The organism is Marinobacterium sp. xm-g-59 (genome assembly GCF_013283315.1).
GTDB lineage: Bacteria > Pseudomonadota > Gammaproteobacteria > Pseudomonadales > Balneatricaceae > Marinobacterium_E.
In genome coordinates, this window is the sequence record NZ_WBYR01000002.1 from 110,827 (window position 1) to 126,621 (window position 15,795).

The window sequence follows — 15,795 nt, forward strand, 5'->3', positions numbered from 1 at the left end:
CTTTAGCGCGACTTTCATTTATTCTTATCGGATAGAGCTTGAGTCACACAAAGGAGTTAACGTGGATCAGAATACTGTTTGGGTTATTGCAATCGCTGCGCTTATTATCGGTACTTTATTGGGTTTCTTGTTTGGCCGTAGTGGCACTAACGGTTCACGTGAAGTACAACTTGCGAACGATCTTGAGAAAGCTCAGCTTGATTTAGAGCGCTACCGTGATGAAGTTAACCAACATTTCAGCAAGACAGCTGAACTTGTGAACGGCTTAACCAACCAATACCAAAAAGTGCATCAGCATTTAGCTGAAAGTGCTGAAACACTGGTTCGTGATGAAAAATTGGTTGCTAGTCTAAAGAGCAGTGCAGGCAGTCAACTGGAAGACAAGTCTACAGCCTCTAAAACTCAAGCAGAGCCACCGACTCTCTCTATGCCACTAGACTACGCTCCGAAGAGAGAAGATGAACCTGGCACGCTGTCAGATAGCTTTGGACTTCACTCTGAAATTGTTGAGAACCCAGCGGACCCCGCCAAGGTTTACAACCGAGACGAAAAGAGCGCCTAAGCGCTCTTTTTTATTGCCTAAACAGCCAGTCAAAATCAGGCGGGGTTATCGATATCGATAAATTGATGTTCGATGCCAAAGGTTTTCGACAAATGCTCTCCCAACGCCTTTGCACCGTATCGCTCCGTTGCGTGATGTCCGGCTGACAGGTAGTGAATACCCGCTTCTCTCGCATAATGAACCACTGGCTCAGAGATCTCGCCACTAATGAAGAGGTCAGCCCCAAGCTGATCAGCACGTTCAATCATGCGTTCTGCCGATCCGGTGCACCAGGCAATGCGTTGCACTGAACGATCGTCACCCAGAATCAATTCAGCCTGACGACTAAGCTTCGTGGAGACTAGATCCGAGAAAGATTGAGCACTCATTGGTTGAAATATTGACCCAACATTCCCCACACTGAACGGGTTACCCTGATCCATGCCATCTTCTATCTGAATGCCGATAATCTCAGCCAACTGAGCATTGTTTCCCACAACAGGATGCGCATCGAGAGGCAGATGATAAGCCAATAGGCTGATATCGTTTTTCATCAGGGTACGAATACGATTGCCTTTAATGCCGGTCAATGGCTCGGACTCCCCTTTCCAAAAGTAACCATGGTGAACCAACAGAAGATCAGCACCGGCCTCAACTGCCGCATCAATCAACGCTTTGCTTGCTGTAACACCACTGACAATTTTCGAGACATTTCTCTTACCCTCAACTTGCAATCCATTGGGGCAGTAGTCTTTAAACCGATCAACGGATAAATAGTCGTTGCAGTAACTGACAAGATCTTTCAACGCGACAGACACTGGATACCTCTTAGAAAAATAGTGTTCAAGTTACATCTTACCCCGCTATCGCCTTATAATCAGTAATCAATACAACCTGGTAAGAGCAATTTAACATGGGCAAGTATCTGAACACCTTGGTTTGGCCAACACTGGCTGGCATTCTAGCGGCAGTATTGATCGTTCAATTCTTCCCACAGCTCAGCGGCTCTAACAGTACCGAAATTAAGCTGATCAACACACCCGCAGATCAAGCTGGGCCGCAATTGATTACAAGCTACTCTGAAGCCGTGAAGAAGGCAGCGCCATCGGTTGTCAGTATTTATGGACGCTCATTAGAGACTAATGAGAACAACCAGATTTCACTTCCTCAAAGTTTAGGTTCTGGCGTTATTATCAGCAAAGATGGTTTCGTCATGACCAATAACCACGTTGTAGCTGCTGCTGAACAGATCATCGTTTCGTTAATTGATGGACGTGAGGCAGTGGCTTCCATTGTCGGCACCGATCCAGAATCAGATTTGGCACTGTTAAAAGTAAACCTGGAGAATCTACCCGGCATAACACTGCTTCCAACCAGCAGTGTAGCGATCGGTGATGTTGTTCTGGCCATCGGAAACCCTTTCGGTGTTGGGCAAACCGTTACCCAAGGAATTATCTCTGGCATGGACAGACACAGTTTAGGGCTGAATACCTATGAGGACTTTATTCAAACCGATGCTGCTATTAATCCAGGCAACTCCGGTGGTGCACTGATCACGGCTACCGGCGATCTGGTTGGCATCAATACTGCCATTTTTTCTAAATCAGGTGGCTCACAGGGCATTGGCTTTGCCATTCCAACGGAACAAGTCATAGATGTGCTATCCAATCTAGTCCGTTATGGCCGAGTCATTCGCGGCTGGGTAGGCGTGGAAGCTCGTCCGATGCTTCCAAATGAGGCGGAGGCCGCTGGTCTGAAACGAGAGATCAAAGGTTTGTTATTAACCGGCATCTATCGCAATAGCCCTGCGGAGCTGGCAGGCCTGCAACCGGGTGACGTTTTATTAGCGATCAACGGTGAACCCGTTAAAGGTTCCGGAGTGGCATCAATGAATCAGATTGCTCGCGTAAAACCGGGTGATGTGACAGAGATGAAGATCTTTAGGGACAACAAAGAGTTGGTACTTGAGGTGACAACCAGTGAGAGACCTCCAAGCCGATAACCATCAGCTTGGAGCACTAAGTTAAGTGTTGTCCTTGATTCGATACTCAGCAGAACGAGCGTGAGCCGTTAGACCCTCTCCTCGCGCTAAAACAGAAGCCACTTTGCCCATCTCTGATGCACCCTCAGCAGAGAACATGATCAGTGAAGAGCGCTTCTGGAAATCGTAGACTCCTAATGGTGAACTGAATCGCGCAGTACCAGAAGTAGGCAGAACGTGGTTCGGACCCGCACAATAATCACCTAGAGCCTCTGCAGTATAGCGACCCATAAAGATGGCACCAGCGTGCTTAATCTTTTCAGTCAAAGCGACAGGGTCTTCAACAGAGAGTTCAAGGTGTTCTGGAGCAATTCGATTGGATAGAGCAGCCGCTTCATCCAAATCAGCAACTTCAATTAATAGAGCACGATCCGCAAGAGAGGCCGAAATAATCTGCTCACGCTCAAGTGTAGGTAGCAATTTGGCAATACTCTGTTCAACACGATCAATATAATCGGCATCAGTTGCGATCAAAATAGGCTGAGCATCTTCATCATGCTCTGCTTGAGAGAAGAGATCCATCGCAACCCAATCCGGGTCCGTTTTACCATCGCAAATCACAAGAATCTCAGAAGGTCCTGCAATCATATCGATACCAACAGCACCAAATACCGCACGCTTAGCTGTAGCAACATAGATGTTACCTGGACCGACGATTTTATCGACTCGAGGCACTGTCTGTGTTCCATAAGCGAGAGCAGCAACGGCTTGTGCGCCACCGATTGTAAAGACACGATCGACGCCCGCAATCGCTGCGGCGGCTAAAACCATCTCATTGATAACACCATCCGGCGTCGGCACAACCATGACAATCTCTTCAACACCGGCTACTTTCGCAGGCATTGCGTTCATCAAAACTGAAGAGGGGTATGCCGCCTTACCACCAGGAACGTAGATACCTACGCGATCCATAGGGGTTACTTTCTGGCCTAACAATGTACCGTCAGCCTCTTCGTACTGCCAAGAGTGAGAGAGCTGTCGTTCGTGGTATGAACGCACACGATCAGCAGCCACTTCAAGTGCATTACGCTGTTCTGGAGAAATAGCCTCAAGTGCCTGCTGCAAACGAGCTTTTGACATCTCTAACTGAGAGATCTCAGATACAGTCGTGCGATCAAAACGATTGGTTAACTCAACAACCGCCTCATCACCCCTAGCTCGAACCTGCGCAATAATGTCATCAACTCGCTCATTGACGGCTTTATCTGAGACACTCTCCCAAGCCAACATCGCATCAAGTTGCTGATCGAAATCGGCTTGTGAACTTTTAAGACGTTTAACTTGAGAAGTCATATTACTTTCCACGTTTATCAATAACCGCTTGTGTTAGTTGATCAAGAATTGGTTGAATCAGATCGTACTTCATCTTCATAGAGGGCTGTCCTACTACGAGACGAGAGCTGATATCAGCAATGTGATCCATCGCTTCTAAGCCATTGGCACGTAATGTGTTACCGGTATCGACGATGTCTACAATGCGATCGGCCAAACCCATGATAGGAGCCAACTCCATCGCGCCGTATAACTTAATAATGTCGACCTGACGTCCTTGACGAGCAAAATATTCACGAGTCACGTTGACGAACTTGGTAGCGACACGCATGCGACCTTCAACTGCTTCAGCATCTTTCATTCCTGCTACGCGAAGTTGGCAGGTAGAGATCTCTAAATCTAAGGGTTCGTAGAGTCCGGCCCCGCCGTGCTCCATTAAAACATCTTTCCCGGCAACACCCATGTCAGCACCACCGTACTCAACGTAGGTTGGAACATCGGTCGCACGAATCACTACTAGCTTAATATTCTCGTGATTAGTATCAAAGATGAGCTTTCGGCTTTTAAAAATATCTTCAGTCGGCTCTATGCCCGCTGCAGCAAAAAGCGGTAGGGTCTCTTCAAGAATTCGCCCTTTAGACAGTGCTATGGTTAATTGCTCTTTCATCACTAATCCAATTATTAAGCGGGTACACGGCGAATTTTAGCGCCTAAGGACTGCATCTTCTCTTCGATACACTCATAACCACGGTCGATATGGTAGATACGCTCCACTGGAGTCTCGCCCTCTGCAACCAAACCTGTGAGTACAAGACTTGCTGATGCTCGTAGATCTGTCGCCATAACCGGTGCCGCTTTAAGTTTTTCTACACCTTCAATGGTTGCAGTGTTGCCATCAACAACGACTTTCATACCCAAACGAATCATCTCTTGAATGTGCATAAAGCGGTTCTCAAAGACAGTCTCTTTAATGCGCCCCACGCCTTCAGCAATACTATTAAGTGCTGCAAACTGAGCTTGCATATCGGTCGGAAACGCTGGGTATGGAGCGGTTGTAATGCTCACCGCTTTAGGGCGACGGCCCTCCATATCCAACTCGATCCAGTCATCACCTTGTGTGATTTTGGCACCAGCCTCTTCAAGCTTTTTCAAAACAGCTTCAAGAATATCACCGCGAGTATTACGGGTACGCACTCGACCTGAAGTGATTGCGCCAGCAACTAGAAAAGTTCCTGTTTCAATTCGATCCGGCATAACCGAGTGAGTGCACCCTTTCAATGTCTCTACGCCCTGTACATGGATCGTATCTGTGCCAGCGCCCGAAATTTTAGCGCCCATAGCGATAAGGCAGTTGGCTAGATCGACCACTTCGGGTTCACGTGCCGCGTTTTCAATGATCGTTTCACCTTCGGCCAAAACTGCAGCTGATAAGATGTTTTCGGTACCGGTTACCGTCACAGTATCAAAAAAGACCGTAGCCCCTTTTAAGCGGCCATCAACACGAGCATCAATGTAGCCATCCATGACTTCAATCTGAGCCCCCATCGCTTCCAAGCCACGCAGGTGAAGATCGACCGGACGACTACCAATAGCACAACCACCAGGCAATGAAACCTGCGCACGTCCATGTCGCGCTAATAGAGGTCCAAGCACGAGAATTGAAGCGCGCATGGTTTTCACCAGCTCATAAGGCGCTGTGAATTCGGTGATCGTAGTGGGATCAAGCTCCACACTCATCTTATCGCCCACAGTAAGTTCAACGCCCATACGACGCAGCAGTTCAAGCATGGTGGTGATGTCATGCAAGTGCGGCAGATTGCATATAGTGACCGGCTCACTAGCGACTAGGGTTGCAGCAAGAATCGGCAGCGCTGAGTTCTTTGCACCAGAGATCCACACTTCGCCGTCTAAACGAGCGCCACCTTCAATGATTAATTTATCCATCTGATTACCTAAGCAGATTAATTACTGCTGTGACTCCCACTGATCTGGAGTAAACGTTTTAATGGAAACAGCATGGATAGCACCTGATGCAATTTGATCAGTCAAACAAGCGTATACCGCTTGCTGCTTCTTAACCGGACTCATTCCGGAGAACATTTCACCAACAACCGTTACCTGAAAATCACAGCCTTCGCCCGCCGTATGGACCGTACAACCCTCAAGCTGACTCTCAACCAGTTGCTTCACTTCATCGGCGTGCATAGTAATCTCCAGATAATCCTTAAATTTAGCCGCGTATAATAACGAAAAAGGGCCCTGATATCATCTATCAAGGCCCTATAAATGCATTCAAAACGAACACTACAGATTATTGAATATCAACGCCCACTAGGTCCGCAATGGTCTCCATCTGAGTTGGAAGATTGGCCCACTCAATATTGGCGTTATTTCGTTTGATCTCTACCCACAAGGCGACCGCACAACTATCGACTTTCGTTACATTAGATAGATCGATCGCACTTGCTCCTGCAGCAATAGCCGAGCAAACCTGTTCAACAACTTGGTTGTAGGTGTTACGAGTCAACTCACCTTGAATCTTAAACACCGGATCCATTAGGCACCTGACACTTTATCAGACATCGCTTCAGACCACTGCTCGATCACTTTAGCAATTTTTCCATGCTGCTCCATCAAGCCAGCAAATTGGTTACGGAAGGTAATTCTCAGATTAATACCATCGACAACCACATTGACCAATAACCAACGGTCATCTTTGTAAACCATGTAGTAAAGAAGAGAATAAACCGTTCCATCTTCCGCAGAGACATTCACGTTGACAATCTGTTTGTCGGGATCTGGGCTTTGCTCAACTGGAGGGATGATTTCAAACTCTTTAAAGTTGAACCCAACGACTGCTTTGGCATAAGTTCTAAGCAGAGTGCTTTTCACAACGACCGCAAAATCAGCGACCTCTTTGTCACTAGCGCGGCGGTAATATTTACCCATGATCGATTTCGCAATGTACTCAAAATCAACCGACTCACCGACCAGCTTATCGATCTCCCCCATCAACTCATCAACATTCTCTGGCTGTCGAAGGCGCTCATCATTAACCAAGGCGAGCATATCCGCAGTCGCTGTCTCCATGATCTGACTGGCAGAGTCCCAATTAGCCTGCGCAGGAGATAACGTCCCCATCAAGAGAGTAGCCAGAAAAATAAAACGACCTAACATGTTACTCACTCACCTTATTAAACAGGAACTTACCTACAATCTCTTCAAGCACTAATGCTGACTGCGTATCTTCAATCGTCATACCATTTTCCAAAAGATCATCTTCAAACCCAGGGGTAATACCGATGTACTTCTCCCCTAAAAGACCTGCCGTTAGAATTTGCGCTGAGCTATCAATGCTAAGGTAGTCAACATCATCAAAGATCTGCATCTCCACTTCGGCCATCAGGCGCTTAGGATCAATGCGAATAGCTGAAACCTGACCAATTTGAACACCGCTCATGGAGACTTTTGCACGCTCAGTTAGACCCCCAATGTTGTCAAAGCGAGCATAGACGGTGTAGCCTGTCCCCTTCTGAGAGAGGTTTAAACCGCTGACATTTATTGCCAGAGCGACAAGAGCCAAAATACCGGCGAGGATAAGTGCGCCAACACTGATTTCGAGGGCACGAAAACGCATTAAAAATCTCCAAACATCATTGCGGTTAGAAGAAAGTCCAACCCTAGTATAGCCAGCGAAGAGTAGACAACTGTGCGAGTGGTCGCCTGCGAGATGCCTTCTGACGTTGGCACACAATCATTACCCTGAAAAACAGCTATCCAGATCACTACAAAACCAAATACCAAAGATTTGATTACACCATTTAAAACATCTTCAGAGAAGCTGACTGAAGCCTGCATATTGGCCCAGAAACTTCCAGAAAAAATACCTAGCCAGTCAACAGCGACTAAAGATCCACCCCAGATACCTACGATCGCAAAAATCATCGACAGTAAAGGCATACTGATAAAACCTGCCCAGAGACGCGGAGCAATAATGCGTCGCATGGGATCGACACCAATCATCTCATAACTGGCTAACTGCTCGGTCGCCTTCATCAAACCAATTTCAGCAGTGACCGCGGAACCCGCTCGTCCAGCAAATAGCAGTGCAGTAACCACAGGGGCCAACTCACGAACCAGCGACAGCGCCACCATCTGACCAACAGCCTGTTCTGAACCGTAATCCACCAGAATAGTGTAGCCCTGCAAACCGAGTACCATTCCGATAAACAGACCCGATACGATGATAATGACCAGCGATAGCACACCAATGAAATAGAGCTGGCGAACCAACAGCGGCAACATCATCACAGGTGCTGGCTTGGCAATTAGAGATTGACTCAATAACTGCCCTGCACGACCCACTGCAGCCACGCGATTAAGAGTTTTAGCGCCCAATTGTTGCAGAAACTGAATCATTGTGAGCCACCAAACAACTGATCTTTGAAAGAGGGAGCTGGAAAGTGGAAAGGAACGGGGCCATCAGGTCGACCTTTCATGAACTGTTCAACGCGCGGATCTTCAGAACCATTGAGTTGATCAGGTGCACCTTGAGCCAGCACCTTCCCATCAGAGATAAGATAGACGTAGTCTGCAATGCTCAAGGTCTCTTGGATATCGTGCGAGACTATGACTGATGTATGACCAAGCGCCCTGTTCAAACGAGAAATCAAATTAATCAGAACGCCCATGGCAATAGGATCCTGTCCTGCAAAGGGCTCGTCATACATCAAGAAATCCGGATCAAGGGCTATTGCCCTAGCTAATGCAGCCCGCCTTGCCATACCCCCTGATAACTCAGCTGGCTTAAGTTCACTGGCACCTCGCAAGCCGACAGCATTCAACTTCATCAAAACCAGATCTCGAACAACGCTTTCGGGTAAATCTGTGTGAACTCTTAAAGGAAAGGCGACATTTTCAGCTACTGACATATCCGTAAATAGAGCACCGCTTTGAAACAGCATCCCCATTTTTGCCCGTAACTCGAAGAGACGGCGACGTGAAAGAGAGTGAACATTGTCACCGTCGACTCTAATCGAGCCCTGATCAGGCGTAAGCTGTCCCCCAATCAATTTAAGAAGGGTCGTTTTTCCCGTTCCTGAGGGCCCCATGATCGCTGTGATCTTGCCGCGAGGAATGGTTAACGATAGATCATCAAAGATCTTTCGTTCACCACGCCAAAAGCTGAGATTACTCACTTCGATATGTGTATCATTTAATTGAGCCATCAGTGCCTATCGATGAATAAATAGAAAATATTGGTAGAACTCTAGTCTAAAAACATAGCTTATCAAGCAGACCTTTAGATTAAGAGAAAAATATCGAGACTCTTTACCGGACAGTCACTTATAAAAACAGTAATATACTGTAAATTAAACAGTATTAACGCGAACTTAAGGATCTCGACCCTTGTCCGACTCCAATACCACTCGATTCGATTACGTGAGCGCAGGCAAACAGACCATCTCGATTGAGCAAGAGGCTATACAAGCCCTAAATGACTCTCTTGGAGAGGCGTTCAACCAAGCTTGTCACTCTCTTTTGAACTGCAAAGGGCGTGTCATCGTGACTGGCATGGGCAAATCAGGGCACATTGGCACCAAAATAGCAGCAACTCTAGCAAGCACCGGAACACCCGCGTTTTTTGTGCACCCAGGCGAGGCGAGTCATGGCGATCTGGGCATGTTCACGAAAGAAGATGTTGTCATTGCCCTATCCAACTCAGGTGAATCCAACGAAGTCGTTACTATTTTACCTCTGCTTAAACGCAAAGGGATTACGCTCATTTCAATCACCTCTAAACCCCATTCAGCGTTGGCAACCAGTGCTGATATCAGCCTTGTGACCCCTATCGAACGCGAAGCTTGCCCACTTAATCTTGCCCCCACCTCCAGTACAACCGCACAACTGGTGCTTGGCGATGCGATCGCAACGGCTCTTTTAGAGGCGAGAGGATTTAGTGCAGAAGATTTTGCCTTTTCACACCCCGGCGGTGCGCTGGGTCGTCGACTGCTGTTGAAAGTGAGTGATTTAATGCACTCTGGAGACGAAGTTCCCTCAGTTGCACCAGGCACTCCCATTCAAGAAGCGCTTTTGGAGATCACCCAAAAACGCCTGGGAATGACAACCGTTGTGGATGAAGAACTCCAACCTCTTGGCATTTTTACCGACGGGGACCTCCGCCGTGCCATTGACCAAGGCGTTAATCTGAATCAAGCCTCAATCGACTCTGTCATGACAAAGAGTTTCACAACGGTGACGCCTGAGATGTTAGCCGCCGAAGCTTTACAGATCATGCAAGATAAAAAAATTAATGCACTCATTGCTTTAGATGAGACAGGGAGAGTTGCTGGGGCATTGAACATGCATGATATGTTAAAAGCAGGGGTCATCTAATGCGTCCCAATCCAACAGAAGAACAGATAGCACTAATCAAACCCATTCAACTACTGGTGATGGATGTTGATGGCATACTGACCGAGGGCAATCTTAGCTTCCTAGCCGATGGCAGTGAGATTAAGAGCTTCAATATACTGGACGGCCTTGGCATTAAGCTGTTAACGGAATCCGGCGTAAAAACCGCCATCATTACCGGTAGACAATCTAATCAAGTCATCCAACGCGCTGAGTCACTAGGCATCAATTACATACAGCAAGGCCGAGAAGATAAATTGACCGCGCTTCAAGAGCTTTGGAAAAACACCGGTTTTAACGCTTCAAACACGGCCTATATCGGCGATGACTTACCTGACCTATCTGCCATTATAGCCGCACGCTTTGGGGTCACCGTTCCGAACGGTCACTGGCTCGTAAAAGAGAACGCTGATCATATTACGACTCAATCAGGCGGTCGCGGAGCTGCACGTGAGCTGTGTGAATTGATCATGGCTTGCCAAGGTACGCTAGACAACGCGTTGGAGCGATTTAAGTGATCACTAATCTCAGAGCGAAAATTCGATTAGCCATTGCGTCGACGTTGATTGCTCTTTTTTTGATCTTCACACTGTTATTGAATCAAGGCGATATTGAAGAGGGCGTACTCCTTAAAGAGAACCCAAACAGAATTGATTTTTTTGTAACTGACGCCACTCTCACTCGTTGGTCTGAAGCGGGCAATCTAAGCTCTGTCACCCACACCCCGCGAGCAGAGCATTTAGTTAACTCAGAACAGATGAAGTTAACAACACCTTTCTCCGTAGGCTATCGCCAAGATGGCACGACTGAACACACCATCAATGCTGGTCTAGGCTATTTTGCGGACGATAACAGTCAACTAGACCTTGAAGGCAGTGTAGAGCTTCACCATAATCCAGATTCTGAGAAAGACACTGCACTCTTCACAGAGCAGTTGAGCTACTTTCCAGAACAGAATCTGGCGACCAGTGATGTAGCCGTCGAATTTCTGAACAACCAGGGTTCAACCAAAGGGGTTGGCATGACACTGAATACGGAATTAAAAACCTTAGATCTTCATTCAACCGTGAGGGGGGCCTATGTCGCTTCGAGCACTGACCAGTAACCTATTTCTAGCCTTTACAGTTGTTCTTAGTGGATCAGCTTTAGCGCTGCCAACCGATAGAGACGAGCCTATCTACGTTGAGGCAGACTCAGCTAATATTGATGAGGCCAAAGGAGTCACTCGATACACAGGCAACGTCATCATCACCCAGGGATCAATGGTGCTTAAAGGTGAAACCGTCGATCTGTTACGTGGTAATGATGACACCATCAATCAGATCATCTCAAAAGGTGCTCCAGCCTACTTCGAACAACGCCCTCAACTGGACCAAGAGATTACCTATGCAACCGGCTCAACTCTGGATTACACAGTAAGCTCTCAACTGCTGTTAATTACGGGGAACGCTAGAGTGACTCAGGGTGGTGACGAGTTCACTGGGGCTAAAATTAATTACGACATGGCGAACTCTAAAGTAAAAGCCTTTAGCAGTGAGAGCGGAAGCCAGCGTGTCAAAATGGTTCTTCAGCCTAAAAAAGATAACTAACCATGAGTTCACTCGAAGCCCTCCACCTAGCCAAAAGCTACAAAGGACGCTCTGTTATTCAAGATGTGTCCGTCACTGTTGAGCCCGGTGAGATTATAGGATTGCTTGGGCCCAACGGAGCGGGTAAGACAACCTGCTTCTATATGATTGTAGGTCTGGTCAGAGCGGATCGAGGCAACATTCGCCTCAATGGCGACGACGTCACTAGAATGCCTATTCATGAGCGCGCAAAACGCGGCTTAGGCTATCTTCCGCAAGAGGCCTCTGTATTCAGAAAGCTGAGTGTCTACGACAATCTGATGGCCATACTGGAGCAGAGAAAAGATCTCACCAAAGATCAACAGCACCAGAAAGCTCAGTCACTGCTTGAAGAGTTTCATATCACTCACATCAAAGAGTCCAAAGGGATGGTCCTATCCGGAGGTGAAAGACGCCGAGTTGAGATTGCAAGAGCCCTAGCAAACGATCCTGACTTCATCCTACTGGACGAGCCTTTTGCTGGTGTAGACCCCATCTCTGTCAGCGACATCAAACAGACCATCAGACACCTTAAAGATCGAGGTATTGGCGTCCTGATAACAGATCACAATGTCAGAGAGACTCTCGACATTTGCGAACGGGCTTACATCGTTAGTGAGGGTAACATTCTTGCAGAGGGTGAGCCTGAGCAGATCATGATGAATCAAGCCGTTAAAGAGGCTTATCTGGGCAATGATTTTCGCTTGTAACTCTCACACTTTTAAGTAATTATCATTTTAATGAAGCACTCTTTACAGCTCAAAGTCGGACAGAACCTGTCCATGACCCCACAATTGCAGCAAGCGATCAAATTGCTGCAACTCTCCTCCTTAGAGCTACAGACAGAGATTCAAGAGGCACTCGATAGTAACCCACTACTGGAGGTAGCCGATGAAGAAGATCAGAGTGAAGAGAACTCTCAAAGCATTGAGCAAAAAGAGTCATCAACCTTAGATGAGACCCAATCTAATTCAGAGATCGAAGAGACGTTCGAATCGTCTCAGCCGGAAGATAGCTGGTCTACTGATGACATACCTGAACAGCTTTCAACCGACAGTCAATGGGACGATACTTACCAAAGCTCTTCAAATTCCAATCGTGATGATGATTGGATGCCAGGTGATAATGACACTGCGGTTGAACCCATCCAAGACCACCTTAACTGGCAACTGAATCTGGTTAATTTCAGCGATGTTGATCGATACATTGCTGAGATGATTATCGACTCTATCGATGATCGTGGCTATCTGATCACCGATCTGCAGGACATTCTTCTTAACTGCCAAGAGGAACTACCTGAACTCTTTTTTGAAGTGGAAATGGATGAGGTGGAGACAGTACTTCACCGCATTCAACAGTTTGACCCACCCGGTGTCGGTGCCCGTGATCTTGCAGAGTGTTTGAAAATCCAGTTAAGACAGCTACCCATAGAGACACCTTGGCGCGCAGAGTCACTGCGCCTAGCGACCGACTATTTAAACCTGTTGGGCAGTCGAGATTTTAAATCTTTGATGCGCCGTATGAGGCTCAAAGAGGAGCAACTGTCAGAGGTGGTTAGGTTGATTCAATCACTTAACCCAACACCAGGAGACTCTTTAGATCTGGGTGATACTGATTACATCGTACCGGACGTGATCGTGCGTAAACGCGCTGGGGAGTGGACACTCACTTTAAATAACGACGTAGTTCCTGAGTTACGTATCAATGATGTCTACTCAGGCATGATTAAACGTGCAGACAACTCCGCGGAGAACCAATTTTTAAAAGACCATCTCCAGGATGCACGCTGGTTCATAAAGAGTTTACAAAGCCGCAACGAGACCCTCTTAAAGGTCTCAACGGAGATCGTTTCCAGACAGATCGGTTTTCTTGAACAGGGTGAACAGGCGATGAAGCCTCTTATTCTTCACGACATTGCTGAAGCCGTTGATCTACATGAATCCACCATCTCCCGTGTTACAACTCGAAAATACATGCACACCCCGCGCGGTGTCTTTGAATTGAAATATTTCTTTTCGAGTCAGGTGGCTACCAGTGACGGCAGTGGTGCATCATCAACTGCGATTCGAGCAATCATTAAAAAATTAATTTCAGAAGAAGACCCTCGCAAGCCACTAAGTGACAGTAAGCTTGCTACACTACTAGATGAAGAGGGGGTGAATGTTGCAAGACGAACCATTGCTAAATATCGCGAAGTTCTCAACATTCCACCTTCAAATGAGAGAAAGCGTTTGGTTTAATTGAGGTGGGCGGCCTCATTTTTTCACTCCGCCTAAGACGAGGAGAAGTCATATGCAGATAAATATTACTGGTCATCACGTGGACCTGACTGAAGCTCTAAGTGAATACGTACGTAACAAGTTCGATAAGCTAGAACGTCACTTCGACAACATTCAGAATGTACAAGTTACTCTCAGTGTCGAAAAGCAGGGTAAAAAAGCCGAGGCTGATGTTCACTTAGCCGGTGGCCAAGTGGTAGCTTCTGATGAGCATGATGACATGTATGCAGCGATTGATGGCTTAGTGGATAAGCTTGATCGCCAAATCATCAAGCATAAAGAAAAAATGAAATCTCACAAATAAACGAACGACAACATGCAACTAGGTGACCTACTGACGACTGAAACAACCGCCTGCCGGGAGTCAGTCGCCAGTAAAAAACGCCTTCTTCAAGTGGCCAGCGAAAAGCTGGCCTCTTCAGTTGATGGCGTAACAGAAGATGAAATTTTTACAGGCCTTCTTAATCGTGAACGATTAGGCAGTACAGGAATTGGCTCTGGCGTGGGTATACCCCACTGTCGAATTCCGGGCTGTTCAACAGCATCCGCCTGCTTAATCACACTCGATGGCGGTGTCGATTTTGATTCAATCGATTCAGCGCCGGTCGATCTTGTCTGCGCACTGATCGTGCCCGATGATGGAAATGATGAGCACCTTAAGACACTGGCTGGTTTAGCCGAGCTGTTCAGCAAGCCCGAAGCCCTTAATTCACTTAGAGACTGCACGAATTCTGAGGCCCTACTCAATAAAGCAACTGAGCTATCAAAGGTCTAATCATGAGAGTCGTTGTTATCTCGGGTCGCAGTGGTTCAGGGAAGAGTACCGCCTTGCAAGCACTTGAAGATGTTGGGTTCTACTGCATAGACAACCTACCGGCGACGCTATTGCCAGCGTTGGTCGAGCAGATGCTTAACGACCAGAATAACGCACCCCTGATTGCTGTGAGCATTGATGCCCGCAACCAGCATACAGACCTAAAAGCCTTCCCAGAGATCATGGAATCCTTGAGGGCTAGAGAAGACATAGGCATCGAGATCACTTATCTTGACGCATCAGAAGCGACCCTATTGAAACGATACAGCGCCACTCGAAGAAAACACCCGCTGAGCAACCAAGATATTGGACTGGAAGAGGCAATAGCCTTAGAACGAGATCTGCTTGAGCCCATTGCAAGTTCTGCAGACATGAGAGTTGATACCACTCGGCTTTCACTCTATGAACTGCGTGACACCATTAAATTGAGGGTAGCACAGCGTAAAGAGCAAGCGCTCTCTTTGCAGTTTGAATCCTTTGGCTTCAAGCACGGCGTTCCATTAGATGTTGATTTCAGCTTTGACGTCAGGGTGCTTCCTAACCCCTACTGGTTTGTAGAGTTGCGCCCTCTCTCTGGGAAAGATGAACCGGTTAAAAAATTTCTCAACGCTTCCGATGAAGTGAATGAAATGATTAATGACATAGAGCAGTTCATTGTGAAGTGGATTCCCCATTTCAAAACAAATAATCGAAGCTATGTTACTGTTGGCATTGGTTGCACGGGCGGCCAACATCGCTCTGTATACATTGCGGAGAGCCTTGCATCTCGCTTTGCTGACAGAATGGATAACATCCAAGTACGCCATCGAGAATTATCAGAATAAGTT

The 15,795-nt window shown here is 47.1% G+C and carries 21 protein-coding genes; 11 read left to right on the plus strand and 10 right to left on the minus strand.

Translation table 11 applies throughout. From position 1 onward, the window contains the following. Positions 1-61: 61 nt before the first annotated feature. Positions 62-562: a ZapG family protein gene (locus tag XMG59_RS02980; RefSeq protein ID WP_173498187.1), complete on the plus strand. Its 501-nt coding sequence runs from the start codon at positions 62-64 to the stop codon at positions 560-562. Between the two features lie 35 nt (positions 563-597). Here the strand turns inward: XMG59_RS02980 and XMG59_RS02985 are convergent, their stop codons facing one another. Next, positions 598-1,359, minus strand: coding sequence for a Nif3-like dinuclear metal center hexameric protein (locus XMG59_RS02985; protein WP_173498188.1), 762 nt, complete (start codon positions 1,357-1,359; stop codon positions 598-600). A gap of 95 nt (positions 1,360-1,454) precedes the next feature. Here XMG59_RS02985 and XMG59_RS02990 point away from each other — a divergent pair, with 95 nt between their 5' ends. After that, on the plus strand, positions 1,455-2,543 hold the full coding sequence (locus tag XMG59_RS02990) for a S1C family serine protease (protein ID WP_173498189.1): 1,089 nt from the start codon (positions 1,455-1,457) through the stop codon (positions 2,541-2,543). A gap of 21 nt (positions 2,544-2,564) precedes the next feature. Here the strand turns inward: XMG59_RS02990 and hisD are convergent, their stop codons facing one another. From hisD to XMG59_RS03035, 9 genes are all read right to left on the minus strand, one after another. Further along, entirely contained in the window at positions 2,565-3,875 is a 1,311-nt protein-coding gene (gene hisD / locus XMG59_RS02995; RefSeq protein ID WP_173483923.1) for a histidinol dehydrogenase, read from the minus strand. A 1-nt stretch (position 3,876) separates the two neighbouring features. Further along, a complete protein-coding gene (gene hisG, locus XMG59_RS03000; RefSeq protein WP_173480528.1) occupies positions 3,877-4,521 on the minus strand; it encodes an ATP phosphoribosyltransferase in 645 nt (214 codons plus the stop codon). Between the two features lie 14 nt (positions 4,522-4,535). Next, positions 4,536-5,798 (minus strand): UDP-N-acetylglucosamine 1-carboxyvinyltransferase, encoded by a 1,263-nt coding sequence (gene murA / locus XMG59_RS03005; protein WP_173498190.1) that lies wholly within the window; start codon positions 5,796-5,798, stop codon positions 4,536-4,538. Positions 5,799-5,819: 21 nt separating this feature from the next. After that, complete coding sequence (locus tag XMG59_RS03010) at positions 5,820-6,059, minus strand: BolA family protein (protein WP_173480526.1); 240 nt, start codon at positions 6,057-6,059, stop codon at positions 5,820-5,822. Positions 6,060-6,165: 106 nt separating this feature from the next. Next, on the minus strand, positions 6,166-6,411 hold the full coding sequence (locus tag XMG59_RS03015) for a lipid asymmetry maintenance protein MlaB (protein WP_173480525.1): 246 nt from the start codon (positions 6,409-6,411) through the stop codon (positions 6,166-6,168). Next, entirely contained in the window at positions 6,411-7,031 is a 621-nt protein-coding gene (locus XMG59_RS03020; RefSeq protein ID WP_173480524.1) for a phospholipid-binding protein MlaC, read from the minus strand. The genes XMG59_RS03015 and XMG59_RS03020 overlap by 1 nt, the downstream gene beginning before the upstream one ends. Position 7,032: 1 nt before the next feature. Next, positions 7,033-7,491, minus strand: coding sequence for an outer membrane lipid asymmetry maintenance protein MlaD (mlaD, locus tag XMG59_RS03025; protein WP_173480523.1), 459 nt, complete (start codon positions 7,489-7,491; stop codon positions 7,033-7,035). Then, positions 7,491-8,273 carry a lipid asymmetry maintenance ABC transporter permease subunit MlaE gene (mlaE, locus tag XMG59_RS03030; RefSeq protein ID WP_173480522.1) on the minus strand — a complete coding sequence of 261 codons (783 nt, stop codon included), beginning with the start codon at positions 8,271-8,273 and terminating at the stop codon, positions 7,491-7,493. Before mlaE ends, mlaD begins: the two co-directional genes overlap by 1 nt. Further along, positions 8,270-9,082 carry an ATP-binding cassette domain-containing protein gene (locus tag XMG59_RS03035; protein ID WP_173480521.1) on the minus strand — a complete coding sequence of 271 codons (813 nt, stop codon included), beginning with the start codon at positions 9,080-9,082 and terminating at the stop codon, positions 8,270-8,272. Before XMG59_RS03035 ends, mlaE begins: the two co-directional genes overlap by 4 nt. Before the next feature lie 181 nt (positions 9,083-9,263). Between XMG59_RS03035 and XMG59_RS03040 the strand changes: the two genes are divergently transcribed. Genes XMG59_RS03040 through rapZ form a run of 9 tightly spaced genes read left to right on the plus strand, consistent with a single transcriptional unit; the run spans position 9,264 to position 15,792 of the window. Continuing rightward, positions 9,264-10,250, plus strand: coding sequence for a KpsF/GutQ family sugar-phosphate isomerase (locus XMG59_RS03040; protein ID WP_173480520.1), 987 nt, complete (start codon positions 9,264-9,266; stop codon positions 10,248-10,250). Continuing rightward, positions 10,250-10,786 carry an HAD family hydrolase gene (locus XMG59_RS03045; protein WP_173480519.1) on the plus strand — a complete coding sequence of 179 codons (537 nt, stop codon included), beginning with the start codon at positions 10,250-10,252 and terminating at the stop codon, positions 10,784-10,786. Before XMG59_RS03040 ends, XMG59_RS03045 begins: the two co-directional genes overlap by 1 nt. Next, positions 10,783-11,373, plus strand: a complete 591-nt coding sequence (lptC, locus tag XMG59_RS03050; RefSeq protein WP_173483919.1) for an LPS export ABC transporter periplasmic protein LptC — start codon at positions 10,783-10,785, stop codon at positions 11,371-11,373. The genes XMG59_RS03045 and lptC overlap by 4 nt, the downstream gene beginning before the upstream one ends. Then, positions 11,348-11,857, plus strand: a complete 510-nt coding sequence (gene lptA / locus XMG59_RS03055; protein WP_173483318.1) for a lipopolysaccharide transport periplasmic protein LptA — start codon at positions 11,348-11,350, stop codon at positions 11,855-11,857. The genes lptC and lptA overlap by 26 nt, the downstream gene beginning before the upstream one ends. A 2-nt stretch (positions 11,858-11,859) precedes the next feature. Further along, the gene (gene lptB / locus XMG59_RS03060; protein WP_173483918.1) at positions 11,860-12,585 is read left to right on the plus strand and encodes an LPS export ABC transporter ATP-binding protein; all 726 of its coding nucleotides are present in this window, start codon (positions 11,860-11,862) and stop codon (positions 12,583-12,585) included. Positions 12,586-12,615: 30 nt separating this feature from the next. Further along, entirely contained in the window at positions 12,616-14,115 is a 1,500-nt protein-coding gene (locus XMG59_RS03065) for an RNA polymerase factor sigma-54 (RefSeq protein WP_173498191.1), read from the plus strand. 52 nt (positions 14,116-14,167) lie between these two features. Beyond that, a complete protein-coding gene (hpf, locus tag XMG59_RS03070) occupies positions 14,168-14,458 on the plus strand; it encodes a ribosome hibernation-promoting factor, HPF/YfiA family (RefSeq protein ID WP_173480514.1) in 291 nt (96 codons plus the stop codon). Positions 14,459-14,470: 12 nt separating this feature from the next. Continuing rightward, positions 14,471-14,929, plus strand: coding sequence for a PTS sugar transporter subunit IIA (locus XMG59_RS03075; RefSeq protein ID WP_173483916.1), 459 nt, complete (start codon positions 14,471-14,473; stop codon positions 14,927-14,929). Between the two features lie 2 nt (positions 14,930-14,931). Next, positions 14,932-15,792, plus strand: a complete 861-nt coding sequence (gene rapZ / locus XMG59_RS03080) for an RNase adapter RapZ (protein ID WP_173483915.1) — start codon at positions 14,932-14,934, stop codon at positions 15,790-15,792. Positions 15,793-15,795: the final 3 nt, after the last annotated feature.